Below are 20,745 nucleotides of genomic sequence, written 5' to 3' on the forward strand. Positions count from 1 at the left end.
CCGCACGGCATGCGCCGTCGCGAGGACCGCACCCTTCCAGTTGCGATCCGGAAGCCATCCCAGGCGTCACCCAATGAGGGAGCATCATGTCGGCACAGACTCGAATCGACCCCCGGGGCCCGCGCTTCGGAGCGGCCATCTCGGCATTGCTTCTCCTGGTGACGGTGTATCTCGGTCTCGTGGCACCCGCCGCGGCCTCGTTCGCCGACCGAATCGTGCAGCCAGGGTTCCTCCTGCTCGTCGCACTCTCGGCGCTGTTCGCGTGGGGTGCGTTCGCGGGCATCCAGCGCCACCCGTACGGCCGCTTCTTCGCCCGCTTCATCCGCCCGCGTCTCGCCCCTCCCGCCGAGACGGAGGAGGCGGCCCCGCCGACCTTCGCGCAGGGGGTCGGCTTCGCGGTCACGTTGGTCGGCGTTGTCCTGCACCTCCTCGGGGTGCCGCTCGCCGTGCCGGTCGCGGCGGGGGCCGCGTTCATCGCGGCGTTCCTGAACGCCGTCTTCGGCTACTGCCTCGGCTGCCAGCTGTACGTGCTGCTCCTCCGCGGCGGAATCATCCGCCGCCGGGCCGTGCAGGGCTGAGCCGCACCAGCATGGATGCCACCACCGCCGCGCTGCTCGTCGGCGCGCTCGTCGTGATCGCCACGATCGTCGGAGTGGCGGTGCAGCGCTCGAGCGGGCGCGTGAAGCGCACAGCCCAGCAGCTCGACGGTGCCCCGGACCTGGACCTGCTCGCCGACGGGCCGCCGCAGGGGGAGCGCGCAACGCTCATCCTCTTCTCCACCGCGTTCTGCGCCAGATGCCCGGCGACCAAGCGGATGCTCGAGGAGCTCGCGGCTCAGACGCCCGGCGTGGTCGTGGCCGAAGTCGACCTCACCGATCGTCAGGACCTCGCGCGCAGCTACGACGTGAGGCAGACGCCCACGGTTCTGGTGCTCGACGACGCCGGCACGCGGGTCGCTCGCATAGGCGGACCGCCGAGGCGAGCCGAGCTGCAGGCGCAGCTCCTGCAGCTGAGCGCCTGATCCCGGCGGCCCAGACCTCACCGTTCGACCTCCGGATATGCGAGGCTGTCCGCGTGGACGCATCAGTGGTGTTGCTCGTGATCATGGCGCTTGTGCTCATCGTGGCCGTGGTCGGCTGGGTCGCCAGACGCGGCGTGAGTCGCTTCGACGGCGAAGGGGAGCCGGAGCTCGAGCAATCGGAAATCGACCTCGAACTGCTGCCAGAGGGCGTGCTCCCCGGTCGCCGCGCGACCATCGTGCTCTTCACCGCCCCGGACAGCCCCGAATGCGCCGTGACGCGGTGGATGCTGCAGGATGTCGCCGCCACCTCGGCGGGGGTTGTGCTCGCCGAAGTGGACACCAGCATCCGCCCGGAGCTCGTGCTGCCGTACGACATCGTCGTCACCCCCACGGTGCTGCTTCTCGACGCCGACGGCAACCGGGTCGGCCGCTTCGACGGGGCACCGTTGCGAGAGTCGGTGGAGGCGCAGCTCATCGAGCTCAGCGTGCGCTGACCCTCCCGCGGAGGCCTTCGCCGACCCTCCGCATCGTTGGCGGCGTCAGGAGTTGAAGGGCCAGAACTCGAAGCTCGAGGAGTGCGACAGTGCGTCGCGCAGCAACAGGAAGCCGACGATGCCGATGATCCAGGCGGTGTTCTCGGCGGCATTGCGGCTCAGCCAGTCCGAGAGCCGCCGCAGGGTGGCTTCGACGACGCGGCGCGCTGCGATTCGTCCGAGCAGGAGCAGCAGCGCCGGGACGATCATGACGACGCAGTACGCGGCGAGCAGCGGCGTCGACCCGGAGACGCCGAGTCCCGAGTTGGTGAGCAGGCCGACGGCCGCGAGATAGGGGATCATCGTTGCCAGCTCGATCAGACCAGCCGCGAGCGCGAGCACGATGACGGTCGCCGGGGAGCCACCGCCGAGCGCCCGCTCGCGCCAGCGACCAAGGCGACCGGGAACAGCCGATGCCGGGTCTGACTGCGGGTTCCGGCGTGCGGGAGGAGCCCCGCTCCCGGCAGGGACGACCTCTGCGGAGGCTCGCTGCGGCTCCTGCTTCTTCGTCGGCATGAGGATCGCGACCGCGAGCAGGCCCGCGCCGAGAACCAGCTGCACGGCGTAGGCCGTCGGCGTCTCGAGCACCGCGGCAGTGCGCTCGAGGAACGCGGATGCGCCCGCGGTGAGCGCCAGCCCCACGACGAAGTAGAAGCCGGCGATCGTGCCCAGGTAGGTGAGCATGCGCCCGAGGCGGATGCGGCCGGGCGCGAGCAGGAAGAAGATCGGGATGAGCAGCGTGCCCGCACTCAGGCTGTCGACGAGCGCGAGTCCGAGGAGCGAGAGCAGCAGTTCCGTGGTCATGCAGCAACCATTCCTCGCACGAGTGCGGGGCCGCGTCCCCTGAACGAAGTCCACTCGGGCGAACGGGTACATCGTTCGGGTGACACGGCGCGCGTGGGCGTGTGCTGGGATGGTCGCATGACGGAACCCGGAGGGACGCTCGCAGCAGCGGGGACGCGCATCCGGCACCTCGACGAAGACACGACGTCGACGGTCGTCGTCGTGGCGATCGCCGCGGTGCTGGCGTTCTTCGATTCCGGCGAGCAGCTCGGTCCGACGCTCGTCGCGATCGCGATCGGCGCGGCGGCACTCACGCAGAAGCGAAGGTTCCCACTGACCGTGCTCGCCGTCTGCGTCGTGCTGGCCACGCTCACGCTCGTCGTCGGCGGCGCGCTCGGCGTCATAGTGCTGGTGCTCGACGCGCTGTACGTCGTGGGGAGGTTCGCTTCGAGTAGCGAACTCCGCGTCGTTCAGGTGGTCGTCGGCGCGGCGGTCCTGGCGGCGCTCGCCCTGCCCCTGCTGTTCGGGACCACGCTCCGAGAGGCGGTCCTCTTCTGCCTGCAGGCCCTCGCCATCCTCTGCACCCCGCTGTGGTGGGCGAGCTCGGTGCGTCAGAGCGCCGAGCTGGCGCGCGTGCAGGAGGCGCGCGCCGACGACGCCGAGCGGCTGCTCGTGCTCGAACGCGAGGAGGCGGTGCGCGCCGAGCGCGAGCGAATGGCCCGCGACCTCCACGACGTCGTCGCCGCGAACCTCTCGGCGATCGCGATCACCTCGGAGGCGGCGCTCGCGGGGCCCGAGGTAGCTCCCCGGGAGGCCGGTGCACTGCATGCCATCCGCACCTCCGCTCTCGACGGGCTCGACGAGATGCGGTCGATGATCCTCATCCTGCGCGGCGGCGAGCCCGGCCTCGGCGGTGAGGTGGCGGCGGCGCCTCGCCTCGCCCAGGTGCCCGCCATCGTCGCGGCGGTCGCCGCGGTCGACGCGACCCTCGTCGGGGACGTGCCGAGCGCATCCGCCGCGACCGAGCAGGCGCTGGCGCGAGTCGTGGCAGAGGCGGTCGTGAACGCCGAGCGCCACTCACCGGGTGCCGCGCTCGAGGTGCGCTTCACGGAGGACGCCGACGCTGTCTCGGTCGTCGTCACCTCCACGGGCGGCACGCTCATCGACGGCGCCCCGGGCACCGGGAACGGGCTCGGGCTGATCCGCGAGCGAGTCGAGCGTCTCGGCGGGCGCCTCGAGGCTGGGCCCATCGCGGACGGCCGAGGGTGGCGCGTCAGCGCACGAGTGCCCCGCAACGCCGGGGACGCGGAGCGCGGGGCCGATGGACGCACGGGGAGGGCACCATGAACGAAGCGGGCGGGCCGGTCGAGGAAGATCGGGCGAGGGAAGCAGGCCGAGCCGCCGGGGCAGGCCGGCCAAGCCGGGGAGGCGACGCCGGCGCGGCGCGAGTGCGCGTGCTCATCGCGGACGATCACGCCGCGATCAGGGCGGGCCTGCGGCTGCTGCTCGAGGCCCACGGCTTCGAGGTCGTGGGCGAGGCTGCCGACGGAGCCTCAGCGGTCGGCAACGCGCGGGCGCTCCGACCAGACGTGGTGCTCATGGACGTCCGCATGCCAGGCACCGACGGCATCGAGGCGACGAGGACGATCGTCGCGGAAGCGCTGTCGGAGGTGCTCGTGCTGACCACCTTCGACCTCGACGAGTACGTCTTCGGCGCGGTCCGTGCCGGCGCGGCGGGGTTCCTGCTGAAGTCCACGACCGGCGCGGCACTGCAAGCTGCTGTCGAGGCGGTGGCGAGGGGCGACGGGGCGCTCTCGCCGGAGGTCACGCGGCGCCTCCTCGACCGCTTCGCAGAGACGCGCGACGCGCTGGTCGCCGAGCCACCGGCGGTGCCCGGCATCGAGCACCTCACGAGCCGAGAGCGGGAGGTCCTCGCCGCCCTCGGCGAGGGGCTCTCGAACGTCGGCATCGGTCAGCGGATGCACATCAGCGCGTCGACCGCGAAGACCCACGTCTCCCGGGTGCTCGCGAAGCTCGGCGTCGCGTCGCGCATGGAAGCCGCGGTGCTCGCGAGGCGTGCGGGACTCACGGACTGAGTCCCGCACGCATCCGCTCGCCCTACCGGACGACGTCGAAGACCTGCTTCTGGATTCCGTTCGAGTAGACCTCGTGCTCGACGAGATCGAGGTGCTGGGTGGCCTTGTCGGTCTCGCTGAAGAGCCGCTTGCCTGCGCCCAGGAGCAGCGGGAAGACGAGCAGGTTGTAGCGGTCGACGAGTCCGGCGTCGGCGAGTGCCTGGCCGAGCTCGGCACTGCCGTGCACGATGATCGGGTCGCCGTCGCCCTCCTTCAGCGCGGCGACGTCGTCGATGGAACGCAGCACCGTCGCGGGCCACCGCGGGTCGCCAGCCTCGAGCGTCGTCGAGACGACGTAGCGGGGCATCGAGTTGTACCTCGGGAACTCCTCGGTCATGCCGGGCCAGACCGGCGCGAAGGCCTCGTAGCTCTTGCGGCCGAGGAGGAGCGCGCCGGCTTCGAGCTGCTCGGTGCCCTTGATCGTGTAGGCGGCCGGGTCGAATTCGATGCCCTGCCAGGTCCACCCCGAATTGCGGTAGCCCTCTTCACCTCCGGGGGCTTCCATGACCCCGTCGGCGGAGACGAAGGCGGTGATGATGAGCTGGCGCATTGGATTCTCCTGACGGCGTGCGGTCGATCCGCTCCTGCGCGAACCCGGGGAAATGCTAGATCACTTCCGGCTAGGTCGGAGGCCAGCAGGAGAACGTGGAGGACGGCTCTCGCGTGTGGCATCGCGGCTCGAGCTCTGGCGGCTTCGTTGGTCGCGCCGCTAGAGTTTTCCCGTGATGACCAGGCGCGTTCGGTGGGGAATTCTCGGGGCAGGCAACATCGCGAAGACCTTCGTGGCCGACCTGCTGGCGCAGGGGCTCGAAGTGGCCGCGGTCGGTTCGCGGGATGCCGCGAAGGCGGCTGCGTTCGCCGCCGAGTTCTCCATCCCCGCCTCTCACGGCAGCTACGAGGACCTCGTCGCCGACCCGCACGTGGATGTGGTCTACATCGCGACGCCGCAGACGCTCCACGCGGAGCAGGCGCTGCTCGCGATCGGAGCCGGCAAGCCAGTGCTCGTCGAGAAGTCGTTCACCAGCACGGCCGCTGAGGCGGAGCGGGTCGTCGCGGCCGCCCGCGCTAAAGGCGTCTTCGCGATGGAGGCCATGTGGACCCGCTTCCTGCCGACGGCGGACGCGATCGGCGACGTGCTGGAGCGCGGGGCGATCGGCGAGCTCGTGAGCGTCACGAGCTCGCACTTCCAGAACCTCGACGTGTCTCCGACGAGCCGACACGGCGACCCCTCGCTCGGCGGCGGGGTGATGGCCGATCTCGGCGTGTACGGCATCTCGATGGCCTCGCAGCTGCTCGGGCCGGCCACGTCGATCCTCGTCGACGGCGAGGCCTCCGACCTCGGGGTCGACCTCGCTGCCTCCGTGCTGATGCGCCACGGCGCTGGTCGCAGCTCGGCGACGCTCACGCGCATGGACGCACCGGGTTCGAACCGCGCGGCCATCGTCGGGACCGACGGGTGGATCGACATCGATGCGGTCTTCTACGCGTCGACCTCGTTCACGGTCTACGACGGCGGCAGGCCGCAGCGTGAGGTGCTGAGCTTCGACCGGCCACAGCACGTCGGTCGGGGCATGCAGTTCCAGGCTCTCGAGGTCGAGCGCTGCCTGCACGCCGGTCAACTCGAGAGCCCGCGCATGCCGCTCGACGAGTCGGTCGCCATCATGGCGGTGCTCGACGAGGTGCGAGCCAGCATCACCGCGCAGGCGGCATCGCTCTAGCGAGCTCGAGCGATCCCCCCCCTGAGAACTCGACCGGGACGCGCTAGGAGGTCGACCAGACGCCAAGCTCGTTGCCAGCAGGGTCGGTGAAGTGGAAGCGTCGGCCGCCGGGGAACTCGTACGGGCCGCTGACGATCTCGCCACCCGCCGAGCGCACCTGGGAGACGCTCGCCTCGAGGTCCTCGGTGTAGAGGAGCACGAGCGCGCCACCTGGCGTGACCTGGGGGTCGAGGCGGAAGCCGCCCACCTCGTCGGTCTCCTCGCCACCCGGACGACGGATGCCGACGTAGGTGGGGCCGGGGCCGTAGTCGTTGAACGTCCACCCGAAGGCGTCGCCGTAGAACTGCTTGGCCACGGCGAGGTCGGTGACGCCGAACTCGAGGTAGTCGATCGAATGGTGGGCGCGGGCAGCTGGTTCCGTCATGGGAACCAGTCTGCCCGCACCCACCGACAATCCGCTCCCGGTGGCGCCTCGCCGGCGCGGGCGCGGCAGCTCGGAGCTCAGCTCGGCTGGGTGACCTCCGCGAGCACCTCGCCGGCGGCGATCGGGCTGCCAGCCTCGGTGCGGTGACGAAGGGTGCCGGCGGCCTTCACCTGCACGGGCGTCTCCATCTTCATGGCCTCGACCACGGCGACCGCGGTGCCCGCCTCGACCTCAGCGCCGTCATCGACGAGCCAGCGCAGGAGCGTGCCTGCCATGGGGGCCGTGACCGACGAGCCAGACCCGCCGCCAGCGTCCGCTGCCCCTGCACGACCTGCCGCGCCGGCGGGCGACACCGCGGCGGCCGAGCCGCCCGCGGCGAAGAGCGTCGCCGGGAGGCGCAGGGCGACGCGTCGCCCGTCGAGCTCGATCCAGGTCGACACGACGGATGCGTCCGTCGGCTCGACGGAGAGCGACTGCTCCGGGATGCGCTCGGCGAAGGTCGTCTCGATCCACTGCGTGTGCACGCCGAAGCCGGGCGCTCCGTCGGCGCGCTCACCGCCGATGAAGTCGGGGTCGTCGAGCACTGCGCGGTGGAAGGGCAGCACCGTCGGCACGCCCTCGACCTCGAACTCGGCGAGCGCGCGGCGCGCGCGGCGCAGGGCCTCATCGCGGGTGGCCCCTGTGACGATGAGCTTCGCGAGCATCGAGTCGAACTGGCCCGAGACCACCGAGCCGGTCTCGACGCCAGTGTCGATGCGCACGCCTGGACCAGACGGCGAGCGGAACAGCGTGATGGTGCCAGGCCCTGGCAGGAAGCCGCGCGCCGGGTCCTCCGCGTTGATGCGGAACTCGAATGCGTGCCCGCGCGGCTCGAACCCGGACGTCTCCAGCGCGAGCCCGTCGGCGATGCGCAGCTGCTGCACGACGAGGTCGACACCTGCGGTCTCCTCGGTGACGGGGTGCTCGACCTGCAGGCGCGTGTTGACCTCGAGGAAGGAGATGACGCCGTTCGCGTCGAGGAGGAACTCGACCGTGCCGGCACTGCGGTAGCCGGCCTCCGCGCAGATGTCGCGGGCCGAGGTGTGGATGCGCTCCCGCTGCTCGGGGGTCAGGAAGGGGGCTGGGGCCTCCTCGACGAGCTTCTGGTTGCGGCGCTGCAGCGAGCAGTCGCGCGTGCCGACGACCACCACGTTGCCGTGCTCGTCGGCGATCACCTGGGCCTCGATGTGTCGAGGGGACTCGAGGAACTGCTCGACGAAGCACTCGCCGCGGCCGAACGCGGCGACGGCCTCGCGACCTGCTGCCGCGAAGAGCTCCTCGACCTCGTCGAGTCGGCGCGCGACACGGAGGCCGCGGCCGCCACCGCCGAACGCGGCCTTGATGGCGATGGGGAGGCCGTGCTCCTCGGCGAAGGCGCTCGCCTCCTCGGGGGAGTCGACGGGGCCGCTCGTGCCGGCGACGAGGGGCGCGCCGACCCGCTCGGCGAGGCGGCGGGCCGAGATCTTGTCGCCGAGGAGCTCGATGGCCGCTGGCGGCGGCCCGATCCAGACGAGGCCGGCGGACTCGACGGCGCGCGCGAAGTCGGCGTTCTCCGAGAGGAAGCCGTAGCCGGGGTGCACGGCGTCGGCGCCCGTCGCCTTGGCCGCGGCGAGGAGCTTCTCGGCGTCGAGGTAGGTCTCTTTCGAGGTCGCGCCCTCGAGCGGCACGGCCTCGTCGGCGAGGCGCACGTGCAGTGCATCGGCGTCGGAGTCGGCGTAGACGGCGACGGATGCGACCCCGTAGTCGGCGCAGGCGCGGGCGACGCGCCCCGCGATCTCGCCGCGGTTCGCGATGAGGACCTTGCTGATGCGGGTCATCGGAGTTCTCCTGAGGTCTGGGTGCGTGGAGGGTGGGTGCGTGGTTGGTGGGTGCGCGGGTCGACGATGCGGAAACGCACCGTCGCTCCGACGGGCAGCTGGCCAGCGAGGGGCAGGTCGTCGGTGATGACGGCGCCGAGCACGGGGTAGCCGCCCGTGAGGGGGTGGTCGGCGAGGAAGAGCACGGGTTGCCCGCTCGGCGGCATCTGCAGGGCCCCGCTGACGCAGCCCTCGCTTGGCAGCTCGCCGCTCTTGGCGCGGGTGAGGGCGTCGCCCTCGAGGCGCACGCCGACGCGGTTCGACTGCGGTGTCACGCGCCACTCCTGGCTCGTGAAACGGGTGATCTCCTCGGCGGAGAACCAGTCGTCGCGCGGTCCGAGCACGATGCGCAGCTCGACGCTGTCGCCACCGGCGGCAGGCAGGTCCCGGTGCACCTCGTCGGCGACGGACGTCACCGGGGCGATGGGGGCCGCGGGGTCCCGGACGCCGAGGACGTCACCGGTCTCGAGCGGGTCGGGGCCGAGTCCGGCGAGCAGGTCGGTCGCGAGGCTCTCCAGCACGGGCTGGGCATCGAATCCACCGCGCACCGCGAGGTAGCTGCGCACGCCGGCGGTGGGCGAGCCGAGCTGCAGTTCGTCACCGTCGTCGAGGGCGAAGGCGGCGCCGAACGGCACGGTGCGTGGGAGGGCGCCGTCGACCGTGACCTCGACCTCGGCACCGGCGATGGCCACGACCTGCGGTCCGTGCGCCCGCAGGCGCAGGCCGCCGTAGGCGACTTCCAGCGTCGGTTCGCCCGGGCTGTTGCCGACGAGTCGGTTCGCCTGCCGGTGGGCGGGCGCATCCAGTGCGCCGGAGGCCGAGACGCCCATGCTGGCGTAGCCGTCTCGCCCGAGGTCCTGGAACAGGGTCTGCAGGCCGGGGGAGCGCACTTCGAGGGCGGAAGCGCGGTCGGAGGCCGCTTCGGGCTGCGCCAGCTCGGTCGGCTTTGGTGCGCTCGCGTGTTCAGCGCTCACGGTCGAGCGGGCTCGCTCCGTCGCGGCGTCGACGCTGAAGGTGACGACGTCGCCCGGTGCCATGAAGGCGGCGGGGTCCCGTGCCAGGTCCCACATGGGGACCTCCGTCGTGCCGATGAGCTGCCAGCCGCCGGGGCTCTCGCGCGGGTAGACGCCGCTGTAGGTGCCTGCGAGGGCGACCGAGCCAGCGGGGATGCGGGTGCGCGGTGTCGACCGGCGCGGCACGTCGAGCAGCGGGTCGTCTCCCGTCAGATAGGCGAAGCCGGGCGCGAAGCCCACGAACCCGACCGTGAAGGTCGAGTTCGTGTGGCGACGCACGACGTCGTCGGCGGACATGCCGAGGAGCTCGGCGACCTCCGCGAGGTCCTCACCGTCGTACCGCGTCGGGATGTCGAGGCGCCGCGGCGTGCCCGCTCGCACGCCGCTGAGGTCGGCCGCGCGGGCGGCGGCTTCGATCTCCTGGGCGGTGACCCGTGCGGGCCGGAACGGGACGAGCAGGGTGCGGGCACCCGGCACCATCTCGCCGACTCCGGGGATGCGCAGGGCGGTCATGGCATCGAAGAGCGCGATCGTCTCGTCGAGGCTGTCGCACTCGATGAGGACCGCGTCGTCGCGGGCGGTGAGGACTCTCATGGGGTGAGCTCAGCTCCTCGCGGTCGCGGTCGCGGACGTGGTGACCGCGGCCGCGGCCGCGAAGGGGCGCAGCTCCACGCCGGCCTCGGTGAGCGCGAGCCGCACCTGCTTGGCCATGTCGGTGGCTCCCGGACTGTCGCCGTGCACGCAGATCGAGTCGGCGCGAAGTTCGAGCGTGCTGCCGTCGATGGCCTCGAGAAGGCCATCGGTCGCGAGGCGCACCATGCGCTTCGCGACCTCGTCGACGTCGTGCAGCACGGCGCCCGGCTCCCGTCGGGAGACGAGGGTGCCCTGCGGCGTGTACGCGCGGTCGGCGAACGCCTCGATCGCGGTGGGCATGCCCGCCTCGGTCGCGAGTCGGAGCACGGCCGAGCCCGGCATGCCGAGGAGCACGAGGCACGGGTCGACGAGGCGCACGGCCTCGACGACGTCGGCTGCCTGACGCTCGTCGTGCACGATCGTGTTGTAGAGGGCACCGTGCGGCTTCACGTAGCTGACGCTGGTCCCCTCGGCTGCCGCGAGGGCCTGGAGCGCGCCGATCTGGTAGATGACGTCGGCCACGAGGTCGTCGGAGGCGACGTCGATGTTGCGCCGCCCGAAGCCGGCCAGGTCGCGGTAGCCGACGTGGGCGCCGATCGCGACCCCCGCATCCGCCGCCCCCTTGACGGTGGAGCGGATGGCGCGGGGGTCGCCGGCGTGGAAGCCGCAGGCGACGTTGGCGCTCGTGACGATGCCGAGCATCTCCTGGTCGTCGCCGAGGGTCCAGCGGCCGAAGCCCTCGCCGAGGTCGCTGTTGAGGTCGATGGAACGTGCGTTCATGTGGTCAGCCTTTCGCTCCGGGATGCGGATCAGGTGTTGAGGAGGTCGAAGATCGGTCCGACCGCGTTGACCGCCATGTACCAGGTGATGACCGTCGCGAGCGTGCCGACGATGAGCAGCCACTTCGGGTACTTCGCGCCGCCGAGCTTCGACGGGCGGAACCAGCCGATGTACATGAACAGCGTCAGGCCGATGGGCAGGATGAGGCCGTTGAAGCCGCCGACGAACACGAGCAGGGTGGCTGGCGGCGTGCCGATGGAGAGGTAGACGGCGAGCGAGAAGACGATGAAGCCGACGGTCCAGAAGTCGGCGGCGCGGCCGGCGATGCGCTTCGAGAAGACGGGCAGGAACGACACCGACGTGTAGGCGGCGCCGATGATGCTCGTGAGGGCGGCGAGCCAGAAGATGGCGCCGAAGATGCGGAAGCCGGCTTCGCCGGCGGCGGCCTGGAAGGCGTCCGCGGCGGGGTTGAGGGTCGTGTCGAGGACGACGCCGCTCGCGACGACGCCCAGGATGGCGAGGAACAGCACGTAGCGCATGATGCCGGTGATGACGATGCCGGTCACGGCGGCGCGGTTGACCTGCTTGATGTGCTCGGGGCCGGCGTTGCCGGAGTCGAGGAGCTTGTGAGCGCCCGAGTAGACGATGTAGCCGCCGACGGTGCCTCCGACGATGGTCGTGATGGTCGCGAAGTTGATGGTGTCGGGGAGGATCGTCTGGCGGAGGGCGTCGCCGACGGGCGGCTGGGCCACGATGGCGACGATGACCGTGAGCACGATCATCGCGAGGCCCGCGACGATGACGACCCGATCCATCACGATGCCGGCGCGCTTGATGAGGAAGATGGCGATGGCGATGGCGGCGCTGATGACGGCGCCGATCTTCACGTCGAGGCCGAGCAGCACGTTGAGGCCGAGACCTGCGCCGCCGATGTTCCCGATGTTGAAGACGAGCCCGCCGATGACGATGAGCACGGCGAGGACGTAGCCGCTGCCCGGCAGGGCGTCGTTCGCGAGGTCGCTCGCGCGCTTCCCTGAGAGCGTGATCATGCGCCAGATGTTGAGCTGCACGGCGAGGTCGATGAGCACCGAGATGAGGATGCCGAAGGCGAAGGCGGCACCCAGCTGCTGGGTGAAGGTCGCCGTCTGCGTGATGAAGCCGGGGCCGATGGCCGACGTGGCCATGAGGAAGAGGGCGCCGATGAGCGAGTTGCGGCGCGCCTTCGCGTAGTGCTTGAGCTTCTCGGGAGTGCTCGCGTCGTCGTCGGCGGCGGCAGAGCTGGCGGGTGAGGCCGATGATGCGGGAGGAGGTGTAGAGGACATGACTCGTTCCAGTTCGGTAGGGGAGCAGCGAGTGATTGCGGCAACCCTACGGTTGTTCAACGCTGAGCAACAGATTGTTCAACGATAGACGCGTAAATGTCTTGTTACAAGATGTATCGGGGTTGTTTCCGGAATCAGATCGACGAGCTCAGGGCCCGAGCTCGCCGGTAGAGTTCGGAGCGTGAACGCAGCCGACGAGACCCTCGACAGGGCCGAACGGGCGGCCTCGAGCCTCCGCCAGATGATCGTCGCGGGCGAGATCGCTCCCGGCCAGCGCCTCTCGGAGAGCGCGATGACGGAGCGGCTCGAGGTCTCGCGCAACACCCTCCGCGAGGCGTTCCGCATGCTCACGGCGGAGCGACTGCTCACCCGCCGCCCCAATGCCGGCGTCTTCGTCGCGATTCCCTCGCTCGCCTCCATCCTCGACATCTACCGGGTGCGACGCATGATCGAGGTGCAGGCCCTGCGCGCGGCCCCCGGCCGGCACCCGGCCGGCGCGCGGATGCGCGAGGCCGTCGAACGCGCGCTCGTGGGGCGCGAGGCCGGTGACTGGGCCGCCGTCGGCACCGCCAACATGGAGTTCCACACGGCGATCGTCGGGCTTGCGGACAGCGAGCGGCTCGACCGCGTCTACGCGAACGTCTCCGCCGAGCTGCGCCTCGCGTTCGGGTTCCTCGAGGACCTCGAGTACCTGCACGCCCCGTACATCGAGCTCAATCAGCGGGTGCTCGAGCTGCACACCGCCGCAGATTCAGAAGGCGCTGCGCAGGCACTCGACGAGTACCTCGTGCGGTCGGAGCGCACCGTGCTCGCGGCCTACGCGCGCATCGCGCCTGAGCCGACGATCTGATCCGAAGATCGCGTCCGACGCTCTGGCGCGCCGAGCGAATCGGTGCATCCGACGTTCCACCCCGAACCGCCCTTGAAGGAGCCCGCCGTGTCGCCCACCGCCCTCGTCGTCCGCCACGTGGTCTTCGAAGACCTCGGCCTGCTCCGTGAGGTGCTCACCGAGCGCGGGTACGGCATCCGCTACCTGGAAGCCGGGCAGGACGAGATCACGGCGGGGGAGCTGCTCGCGGCCGACCTCGTCGTGGTGCTCGGCGGGCCGATCGGGGTGGGGGATGCGGATCGCTACCCGTTCCTCGCGCCGGAGATCGCGGCGGTCAGAGCGCGAATCGAGGCCAACCGCCCGACGCTCGGCGTGTGCCTGGGAGCCCAGCTCATGGCGGCGGCCATGGGCGCCGACGTTGCGCCGACGGGCAGGGTCGAGATCGGCTTCTCGCCGCTGACACTCACGGCAGTGGGAGCAGGATCGGTGCTCGGAGGGCTGCGCGACGTGCCGGTGCTGCACTGGCACGGCGACCAGTTCGAGATCCCCGCCGGCGCCGACCGGCTGGCGGAGACCCCTGGCTTCCCGAACCAGGCCTTCGCCGCTGGCCCGAACCTGCTTGGTCTCCAGTTCCACCTCGAGGTTGACCCGCACATGGTCGAGACGTGGCTCATCGCGAACGCCTACGAGCTGGCGGTGCACGACCTCGACCCGCGGGCGATCAGGGCGGATGCGCTCGAGCTCGCGCCTCGCCTCACGGACGCCGCGCGCGGAGTCGTCGGGGCCTGGCTCGACGGCCTCGCGCGCTCCTAGGCCGGTACGCCGGTCGCGTCGGCGCCGCGCACTTCCCGGGAGAACGGCACCCCGCGCGGCACGACGAGTGGGCCACCCGTGACGGGGTCTTCGATGACGACGTTCGGCAGGCCGTAGATCTCCTCGACCCGCGAGCTCGTCACCACCTCGCTCGGCGTTCCCGACGCGAGGATGCGGCCGTCGCGCATCGCGATGATGTGGTCGGCGTAGCGCGCCGCGTGGTTGAGGTCGTGGAGCACGGCCACGATGGTGCGGCCGCTGCGGTTGAGGTGCGCGAAGAGCTCCATGAGCTCCACTTGGTGGGCGATGTCGAGGAATGTCGTCGGCTCGTCGAGGAGGAGGAGGTCGGTCTGCTGCGCGAGGACCATGGCAACCCAGACGCGCTGGCGCTGGCCGCCGGAGAGCTCGTCGACGCGTCGCGCGGCGAGTGGCAGGGTGCCTGTCGCGTCGAGCGCGTCACGGACGGCGCGCTCGTCGGCTGAGGACCACTGGCGGAGGAAGCGTTGGTGCGCGTACCGGCCGCGTCCCACGAGGTCGGCGACGGTGATGCCGTCCGGGGCGAGCGCCGACTGCGGCAGGAGGCCGAGGCGTCGCGCGACGTCCTTCGCCGGCATGCTCGTGATCGCCTTGCCGTCGAGCACGACCCGGCCGGCTTCGGGGGCGAGGAGCCGCGAGAGGCCACGCAGCAGGGTCGACTTGCCGCACGCGTTCGGGCCGATGATGACGGTGAAGGATCCGTCGGGAATCTCGGCGCTGAGCCCGTTGATGATGGGCGAGCGGTCGTAGCCGAGGGTGATGTCCACGGCTTCGAGACGTGGCGCGCCCCGGGCCGGCGTGGCGTCATCGGTCGGTGTGCGCTCTTCTCGGCTGCCGGGAGCTGGGGTCTGGTGGCTAGGCACGACGGCGGATCTCCTGAACGATGGTGACGATGAGGTAGAGGCCTCCGACGGACACGGTGACGACGCCCACGGGCAGCGTGACGGGAAGCACGTGCTGTGCGATCAGGTCGGAGCCGAGCAGCAGCAGGGCTCCGACGAGCGCTGAGAGTGGAAGGGAGAGGTACGGCGTCCGCGCGATCCTGCGGGCGATCTGCGGGGCGGCGAGGGCGACGAAGGCGACCGGGCCGATGACGGCGGTGGAGATCGACACGAGGCCGACCGCCGCGAGCAGGACGACGGCGCGCACGAGCTGCGGCCGAGCTCCCGTCGCGGCCGCCACGTCGTCGCCGAGATCGAGCTGGCGCAGCTGGGGAGCCATCAGCAGGAGAAGTGCGAGGAGCGGGATGCCGCAGACGATCGCACCGGCGAGGGGTGGACCCGTCACGCCGTTGAGAGTGCCGGCTCCCCATGCGGAGGCGAACATGGCGGTCTCGAGTTCGACTTCGAGCAGCATCCACGTGTTCACGGACGCGAGCATGGCCGAGATTCCGATGCCGATGACGATGAGGCGGAAGCCCTGCGCGCCGCCCCCGTGCGCGAGCCCCCAGATGAGGAGGGCCGTGACGAGTCCGCCGAGCATGGCGCCCGCGGTCATGAGCGGCCACGAGGCTGAGAAGGCGACGACGCTCACGAGCATCCCGGTGAAGGCGCCGTTGGACAGGCCGAGGATGTCGGGGCTCGCGAGGGGGTTCCTGGTGACCGTCTGGAAGAGGGCTCCGGCGATCGCGAGGAATCCGCCGAGCACGATGGCCGCCACCACCCTGGCCAGGCGCCATTCGTAGACGACCGTGCGGTCGAGCGCATCACCGCCACCGAGCAGGGCGCGCACGACGGCGTCCGGGGTCAACGGGTAGGCGCCGAGGCCGAGGGCGAGGATGCCGAGCACGAGAAGAACGGCGGCAGTGAGTGCGCCGACGACGAGGGTCCGCAGGCGGAGGGGCACCGCGAGGGGACCGGCCGTGAGGAGCAGCTGCCGGTAGCCGACGTCGACGCGGTCCGGGATGCGGGTGGTGCTCATGAGAGGGTGCTCGCCTTCCGCTGTCGTGCGAGGGCGATGAGCAGGGGTGCGCCCACGAACGCGGTGACGATGCCGACGGGGATCTCGGCTGGCGCGATGAGGACTCGACCGAGCACATCCGACAGGAGCACGATGACCGGGGCGAGCACGACGGAGATCGTGAGGATCACGCGCTGGTCGACGCCGAACACCCACCTCGCGACGTGCGGCACCATGAGGCCGACGAAGGCGATCGGCCCGGCCAGCGCCGTCGCGGCCCCAGCGAGCACCGTGACGGCGATGATCACGCCCACGCGGATGGCTGCGACGTTCGCTCCTTGAGCGCGAGCGACGTCCTCGCCGAGCGCAAGCGAGTTGAGCCCGGGGGCGAGCAGCAGCGCGCCGATGAGCGCGAGGACGATGAAGGGGAGGACCGGCAGGAGCACGTCGAATCCCCTGCCGAGGAGCGAGCCAGCGTTCCACGAGCGCATCCGGTCGAACGCATCGGGGTTGCTCAGGGTCATTCCCGTTGTCATGCCGGAGAAGACGGCGCCGATGGCGACGCCGGCCAGGGTGAGGCGGATGGGGTCGGCGGGTCCGCGTCCGGCGGAGCCGATGAGGGAGACGGCGAGGGTCACGGCGAGCGCGCCCAGGAAGCCGAGCCACACGAACGAGGAGATGTCGCGGAGACCGAAGAAGGCGACGCCGATGGCGATGGCGAACGCGGCTCCGGCGTTGACGCCGAGGATGCCGGGGTCGGCGAGCGGGTTGCGGGTGAACGCCTGGATCAGCGCGCCGGCGACGCCGAGGGCGACGCCTACGATGATCCCCGTCGCCGTGCGGGGCACACGCAGCTCGCCGACGACGTAGCGGGCCTCGGAGGAGCCACCGCCCCGCAGCACGTCGAGGACGGCGTGCGGCGGGAGCGAGTTCGAGCCGATCATGAGGGAGAGCACGACCGAGATCACGAGCAGCACCAGCAGGGCTGCGAGGCCAAGGGATGCTCGGCTTCGCCTGTTCAGGCCGAGCGGCCTCGGCGTGTGGTCGGCGTGGGCGAGCGTCACTGCTGCGCTGCGAGGAAGCGCTCGATGTCGTCGAGCACCAGGGCGCCGCCCTTGGGTCCGACGCCGGAGACCCAGTAGCTCGTGTCGACGAGGGTGACGGAGGGGAACTCGGCGGCGTTCTGGGTGATCGCTGTCGGCACGGTCGACGCGTCCTCGACGTCTGCCGTCGTCACGAAGACGTAGTCGGCCTTGGCCTCGAGGATGTTCTCCGGCGAGATGTCGGCCTGCAGTCCGTCCTCCCACTGCTGCTCGGGAATGGTGAGTCCGGCGCATTCGAGCGCCCCGCCAGCGAACGAGGTGGGCCCGTAGAGGCTGAGCGTCGTCTCGTCGCGCGGCCGGATGAGGTTGGCGGTCTTCCCCGCCGATCCCGTCTGGCTCTTGATCTCCTCGCAGCGGTCGTTGAAGCCGGTGAGGAGTTCCTGGGCCTGGTCCTGCTGTCCCAGCGCCTCGCCGATGAGGAGCACGTTCTCCTGCCACGGATCGGCCTGCGTGGCCATGAACACGGTCGGCGCGATGGCTCCGAGCTGGTCGTAGAGCTTCGAGTGGCGGGATTCGGTGCCAAGGATGAGGTCGGGCTTGAGAGCGGCGATGGCCTCGAGGTCGGGCTCCGGTACCGTTCCGACGGGTTCGACGCCGTCGACGCCGAGGTATTCGGGGATGCCCGCGACGTTGCTGGCGACGGCCGCACCGACCGGGGTCACGCCGAGCGCGACGGCCGTGTCGAGCTCGACGGGCTCGAGGACCACGACGCGCTGCGGGTCGGCGGGGACCTCGGCCGTGCCTCTGGCGTGCTCGACGGAGCGGGTCGCGGATGCTCCGCCCTCGTTGTCCCCTGATGCGGGGGTCTCCGCGGCGCCGGTCGCGCATCCGGCGAGGAGCAGGCCGGTGAGGGCGGCGGAGGCGATGAGGGCCGATGCCCTCCGTGTCGGGGATGAGTGCATGGGAGTCGACTTCCGTGGAGGTGGATGGGGTGGATCGCTGCGTGTCGAGTGCGGCTTGGGTGGGCGGCGGCTCAGCGGTAGTAGACGGCGAGCGGGTAGTCGCCGTCGTGGCGCACCTCGATGGGGGTGCCGAAGACGTGCTCGAGGGTCTCGGTCGTCATGAGGTCCTTCGGGCTGCCGGAGTGCGCGAGCTGCCCGTCGGTGAGGGCGATGATGTTGTCGGCGTAGGCGGCGGCGAAGTTGATGTCGTGGATGACGATCACGAACGTCTTGCCGAGCTCATCCGCGGCCCGACGAAGCTGGCCCATCATGGCGACGGCGTGCTTCATGTCGAGGTTGTTGAGCGGCTCGTCGAGGAGGATGTAGTCGGTGTCCTGTGCAAGCACCATGGCGACGTAGGCACGCTGCCGTTGCCCGCCGGAGAGCTGGTCGAGGTAGCGGTTCTCGAGTGCCGTGAGGTCGAGGAACTCGATGGCCCGGTCGATGTGCTGCTTGTCGTCTGGTGTGAGCCGCCCCTGCGAGTGGGGGAAGCGGCCGAAGCCGACGAGCTCGCGCACCGTGAGGCGGGTGACGAAGTGGTTCTCCTGGCGGAGGATCGAGACGACCTTCGCGAGGTCGCGGCTCTTCGCCTTCGTCACGTCGTGGCCGCCGACCGTGACCATGCCGGTGCTCGCATCCGTCAGCCTGCCGACGATCGTGAGCAGCGTCGACTTGCCGGCGCCGTTCGGGCCGACGAGGGCGGTGATGCCGCCGGCGGGGATGTCGAGCGTGACGGGCCCGAGCACGGTCGCCTTGCCGTAGGTCTTGGTGACGTTCGAGAGGGAGATCACAGGGCGCCCTTCCTGAGTAGGTACACGATGAAGAACAGGCCGCCGACGAACTCGATGATGATCGAGAGGGTGCCGGCCGCGTAGAACACGTGGCGCAGCACGAAGTACCCGCCGAGCAGGGTGAGCATGCCGAGGAGCATCGCGAACGGGATGACGTGCTTGTGCTGCGACGACCCGGTCAGCTGGTAGGCGAGGGTCGCGACGATGAAGCCGAAGAACGTCATGGGGCCGACGAGGGTCGTCGAGATGGAGATGAGCACGGCCGTCAGGATGAGCAGCACCGTGACCTTGCGCTTGTAGGCGACGCCGAGGTTGACGGCGGTGTCGCGGCCGAGGGCGAGCACGTCGAGGGTGTTCCTGGTGCGCCAAATGAAGGCGAGCACGACCGCGATGATGAGCGCCGCCCACGGCAGGTACTCGGGGTTCGAGTTGCTGAGGTTGCCGAAGAGCTTCGCTGAGAGCACGTCGAACTCGCTCGGCGTGAGGAGGCGCTGCATGAACGTCGAGAGCGAGCCGAAGCCCACGCCGAAGACGACGCCGATGAGCAGCATGATGTGCAGGTTGCCGCGCTTGCCGGAGAAGAGCCACGTGTAGAGCACGGTTGCGAAGCCGACCATGAGGAAGCTCTGCAGGAACACCTTGGGGAGGCCGTCGGTCGAGGCGAGTGCGGCGCCGCCGAGGAAGAACACGAGGGCGGTCTGGAAGACGACGTAGATCGCGTCGAACCCCATGATCGAGGGGGTCAGGATGCGGTTGCCGGTCGCGGTGTGGAAGAGGACCGTGGCGACGGCCTGGCAGGCGGCGACGATGATGACGGTCGCGACCGTGACGACACGCAGGTTCACGGCGAGCCAGAAGCCGCGGCTGCCCGGCTCCATGGCGATGTCGTAGGTGAGTACGCCGACGGCCGAGAGGACGACGAGGGCGCCGAGGATGCTGAAGCGCAGCCAGAGGCGGGGCGGCTTGGCGGGCTTGGACGCGTCGCTGACCTTGTCGCCGACGCGGCGGGCCGTGGATCTCGGGAGGCGGGGCACGGTGTCAGCCATCGCGCCGCATCCGGAGCAGGAGGGTGATGAAGACGGCGGCGCCGACCATGCCGAGGATCATCGAGACGGGCAGCTCGAAGGGCATGCGGATGACGCGGCCGATGATGTCGCAGACGATGATGATGCCGACGCCGAGGACGCACACCCATGGCAGGTTCGACCTGAGGTTGTCGCCGCGGGCCATGGAGACGAGGTTCGGCACGATGAGCCCGAGGAACGGAAGGAAGCCGACGACGACGGTCGTGACGCCGGTCGCGATGGCGACGAGCGCGGTGCCGATGAACATGACGAGGTTGTAGTTGACGCCGAAGTTCGTGGCGATGTCCTTGCCGAGGCCGGCGACGGTGAAGCGGTCGGCGACGAAGTAGGCGATGACGACGATGATGGCGACGATCCAGAGCACCTCGTAGCGGCCGCGCACGACGCTCGTGAAGCTGCCCATGAACCAGGTGCCGAGCATCTGCAGGTAGTTCGTCTCGATGGCGAGCCAGGTGGTGAAGGCGGAGACGACGGCGCCGAGCATGATGCCGATGAGGGGCACGATGAGGGCCGAGCGCAGGGCGACTCGGCGCAGCACGGCGAGGAACACCATGGTGCCGATGAAGGCGGAAGCGCTCGCCATGACCATGCGCGTCGTGAGACCGGCCGTGGGGACGAGGATGTAGCTCACGAGCAGGCCGAGCGCCGACCACTCGGTGGTGCCCGTCGTGGTCGGCTCGACGAAGCGGTTCTGGGTGAGGAGCTGCAGGATGAGCCCGGAGACGCTCATGGCGCATCCGGCCAGCACGAGGGAGACGGTGCGGGGGACGCGGGAGATCCAGATCATCTCGCCGCCGAACTCGTTGCCCGCGATGTCGTAGGCGCCCACGAAGAGGGAGAGCACGGCGAGGCCGAGGACCACCGCGATGCCCACGGGAAGGGCGCCCCTGCGGTTGAGGAGCGGCACGCGTGGTGCGGGGGTGACCCGCGGCGCCGATGCGGCCGGGGGTGGGGCTGTTGCTGTCATTCGCTCGCTGTCATGGGCTGGCGG

At 70.6% G+C, this 20,745-nt stretch carries 22 protein-coding genes; 8 read left to right on the forward strand and 14 right to left on the reverse strand.

The genetic code is table 11. The features are described from left to right. The first annotated feature begins 86 nt into the window (after window positions 1-86). Genes C5C17_RS07270 through C5C17_RS07280 form a run of 3 tightly spaced genes read left to right on the forward strand, consistent with a single transcriptional unit; the run spans window position 87 to window position 1,515 of the window. Window positions 87-578 carry a DUF4395 domain-containing protein gene (locus C5C17_RS07270; RefSeq protein ID WP_104252703.1) on the forward strand — a complete coding sequence of 164 codons (492 nt, stop codon included), beginning with the start codon at window positions 87-89 and terminating at the stop codon, window positions 576-578. A gap of 11 nt (window positions 579-589) precedes the next feature. Continuing rightward, complete coding sequence (locus C5C17_RS07275) at window positions 590-1,021, forward strand: thioredoxin family protein (protein ID WP_104252704.1); 432 nt, start codon at window positions 590-592, stop codon at window positions 1,019-1,021. 53 nt (window positions 1,022-1,074) lie between these two features. After that, complete coding sequence (locus C5C17_RS07280) at window positions 1,075-1,515, forward strand: thioredoxin family protein (RefSeq protein ID WP_104252705.1); 441 nt, start codon at window positions 1,075-1,077, stop codon at window positions 1,513-1,515. A gap of 45 nt (window positions 1,516-1,560) precedes the next feature. Here C5C17_RS07280 and C5C17_RS07285 read toward each other — a convergent pair whose 3' ends face one another. Further along, complete coding sequence (locus C5C17_RS07285; RefSeq protein WP_104252706.1) at window positions 1,561-2,358, reverse strand: GAP family protein; 798 nt, start codon at window positions 2,356-2,358, stop codon at window positions 1,561-1,563. 117 nt (window positions 2,359-2,475) lie between these two features. Between C5C17_RS07285 and C5C17_RS07290 the strand changes: the two genes are divergently transcribed. Next, on the forward strand, window positions 2,476-3,684 hold the full coding sequence (locus tag C5C17_RS07290; protein WP_104252707.1) for a sensor histidine kinase: 1,209 nt from the start codon (window positions 2,476-2,478) through the stop codon (window positions 3,682-3,684). Continuing rightward, window positions 3,681-4,433, forward strand: coding sequence for a response regulator transcription factor (locus C5C17_RS07295; protein ID WP_104252708.1), 753 nt, complete (start codon window positions 3,681-3,683; stop codon window positions 4,431-4,433). The genes C5C17_RS07290 and C5C17_RS07295 overlap by 4 nt, the downstream gene beginning before the upstream one ends. A 22-nt stretch (window positions 4,434-4,455) precedes the next feature. Here C5C17_RS07295 and C5C17_RS07300 read toward each other — a convergent pair whose 3' ends face one another. Next, complete coding sequence (locus C5C17_RS07300) at window positions 4,456-5,022, reverse strand: dihydrofolate reductase family protein (protein WP_104252709.1); 567 nt, start codon at window positions 5,020-5,022, stop codon at window positions 4,456-4,458. A gap of 175 nt (window positions 5,023-5,197) precedes the next feature. Here C5C17_RS07300 and C5C17_RS07305 point away from each other — a divergent pair, with 175 nt between their 5' ends. Then, window positions 5,198-6,190 carry a Gfo/Idh/MocA family protein gene (locus C5C17_RS07305; RefSeq protein WP_104252710.1) on the forward strand — a complete coding sequence of 331 codons (993 nt, stop codon included), beginning with the start codon at window positions 5,198-5,200 and terminating at the stop codon, window positions 6,188-6,190. Between the two features lie 43 nt (window positions 6,191-6,233). On the opposite strand, the gene C5C17_RS07310 is transcribed toward C5C17_RS07305, so the two are convergent. The 5 genes from C5C17_RS07310 to C5C17_RS07330 form a co-directional block, all read right to left on the reverse strand. Next, on the reverse strand, window positions 6,234-6,614 hold the full coding sequence (locus C5C17_RS07310; protein ID WP_104252711.1) for a VOC family protein: 381 nt from the start codon (window positions 6,612-6,614) through the stop codon (window positions 6,234-6,236). 77 nt (window positions 6,615-6,691) lie between these two features. Then, entirely contained in the window at window positions 6,692-8,470 is a 1,779-nt protein-coding gene (locus C5C17_RS07315) for a biotin carboxylase N-terminal domain-containing protein (RefSeq protein WP_258066053.1), read from the reverse strand. Then, a complete protein-coding gene (locus C5C17_RS07320; protein WP_104252712.1) occupies window positions 8,467-10,116 on the reverse strand; it encodes an urea amidolyase family protein in 1,650 nt (549 codons plus the stop codon). The genes C5C17_RS07315 and C5C17_RS07320 overlap by 4 nt, the downstream gene beginning before the upstream one ends. Window positions 10,117-10,125: 9 nt before the next feature. After that, window positions 10,126-10,935 carry a LamB/YcsF family protein gene (locus C5C17_RS07325; protein ID WP_104252713.1) on the reverse strand — a complete coding sequence of 270 codons (810 nt, stop codon included), beginning with the start codon at window positions 10,933-10,935 and terminating at the stop codon, window positions 10,126-10,128. A gap of 29 nt (window positions 10,936-10,964) precedes the next feature. Next, the gene (locus C5C17_RS07330) at window positions 10,965-12,257 is read right to left on the reverse strand and encodes an NRAMP family divalent metal transporter (protein ID WP_104252714.1); all 1,293 of its coding nucleotides are present in this window, start codon (window positions 12,255-12,257) and stop codon (window positions 10,965-10,967) included. 181 nt (window positions 12,258-12,438) lie between these two features. Here C5C17_RS07330 and C5C17_RS07335 point away from each other — a divergent pair, with 181 nt between their 5' ends. Together C5C17_RS07335 and C5C17_RS07340 are read left to right on the forward strand one after the other, a co-directional pair. Then, window positions 12,439-13,107: a GntR family transcriptional regulator gene (locus C5C17_RS07335; RefSeq protein ID WP_104252715.1), complete on the forward strand. Its 669-nt coding sequence runs from the start codon at window positions 12,439-12,441 to the stop codon at window positions 13,105-13,107. Between the two features lie 87 nt (window positions 13,108-13,194). After that, window positions 13,195-13,899 carry a glutamine amidotransferase gene (locus C5C17_RS07340; protein ID WP_104252716.1) on the forward strand — a complete coding sequence of 235 codons (705 nt, stop codon included), beginning with the start codon at window positions 13,195-13,197 and terminating at the stop codon, window positions 13,897-13,899. On the opposite strand, the gene C5C17_RS07345 is transcribed toward C5C17_RS07340, so the two are convergent. The 7 genes from C5C17_RS07345 to C5C17_RS07375 all read right to left on the reverse strand — a co-directional run bounded on the left by C5C17_RS07345 (window position 13,896) and on the right by C5C17_RS07375 (window position 20,721). Further along, a complete protein-coding gene (locus C5C17_RS07345) occupies window positions 13,896-14,798 on the reverse strand; it encodes an ABC transporter ATP-binding protein (RefSeq protein WP_146079102.1) in 903 nt (300 codons plus the stop codon). The genes C5C17_RS07340 and C5C17_RS07345 overlap by 4 nt on opposite strands. Beyond that, window positions 14,791-15,855 (reverse strand): iron chelate uptake ABC transporter family permease subunit, encoded by a 1,065-nt coding sequence (locus C5C17_RS07350; protein ID WP_104252718.1) that lies wholly within the window; start codon window positions 15,853-15,855, stop codon window positions 14,791-14,793. The genes C5C17_RS07345 and C5C17_RS07350 overlap by 8 nt, the downstream gene beginning before the upstream one ends. Continuing rightward, window positions 15,852-16,898 carry an iron chelate uptake ABC transporter family permease subunit gene (locus C5C17_RS07355; RefSeq protein ID WP_258066054.1) on the reverse strand — a complete coding sequence of 349 codons (1,047 nt, stop codon included), beginning with the start codon at window positions 16,896-16,898 and terminating at the stop codon, window positions 15,852-15,854. The genes C5C17_RS07350 and C5C17_RS07355 overlap by 4 nt, the downstream gene beginning before the upstream one ends. Then, window positions 16,895-17,839 carry an ABC transporter substrate-binding protein gene (locus C5C17_RS07360; RefSeq protein WP_104252720.1) on the reverse strand — a complete coding sequence of 315 codons (945 nt, stop codon included), beginning with the start codon at window positions 17,837-17,839 and terminating at the stop codon, window positions 16,895-16,897. The genes C5C17_RS07355 and C5C17_RS07360 overlap by 4 nt, the downstream gene beginning before the upstream one ends. Before the next feature lie 71 nt (window positions 17,840-17,910). Further along, window positions 17,911-18,669: an ABC transporter ATP-binding protein gene (locus tag C5C17_RS07365; protein ID WP_104252721.1), complete on the reverse strand. Its 759-nt coding sequence runs from the start codon at window positions 18,667-18,669 to the stop codon at window positions 17,911-17,913. Beyond that, a complete protein-coding gene (locus C5C17_RS07370) occupies window positions 18,666-19,715 on the reverse strand; it encodes an iron chelate uptake ABC transporter family permease subunit (protein ID WP_104252722.1) in 1,050 nt (349 codons plus the stop codon). The genes C5C17_RS07365 and C5C17_RS07370 overlap by 4 nt, the downstream gene beginning before the upstream one ends. After that, window positions 19,708-20,721, reverse strand: a complete 1,014-nt coding sequence (locus tag C5C17_RS07375) for an ABC transporter permease (RefSeq protein ID WP_104252723.1) — start codon at window positions 20,719-20,721, stop codon at window positions 19,708-19,710. The genes C5C17_RS07370 and C5C17_RS07375 overlap by 8 nt, the downstream gene beginning before the upstream one ends. Window positions 20,722-20,745 lie beyond the last annotated feature (24 nt).

The organism is Pseudoclavibacter sp. RFBA6 (assembly GCF_002931575.1).
Lineage (GTDB): Bacteria > Actinomycetota > Actinomycetes > Actinomycetales > Microbacteriaceae > Pseudoclavibacter > Pseudoclavibacter terrae.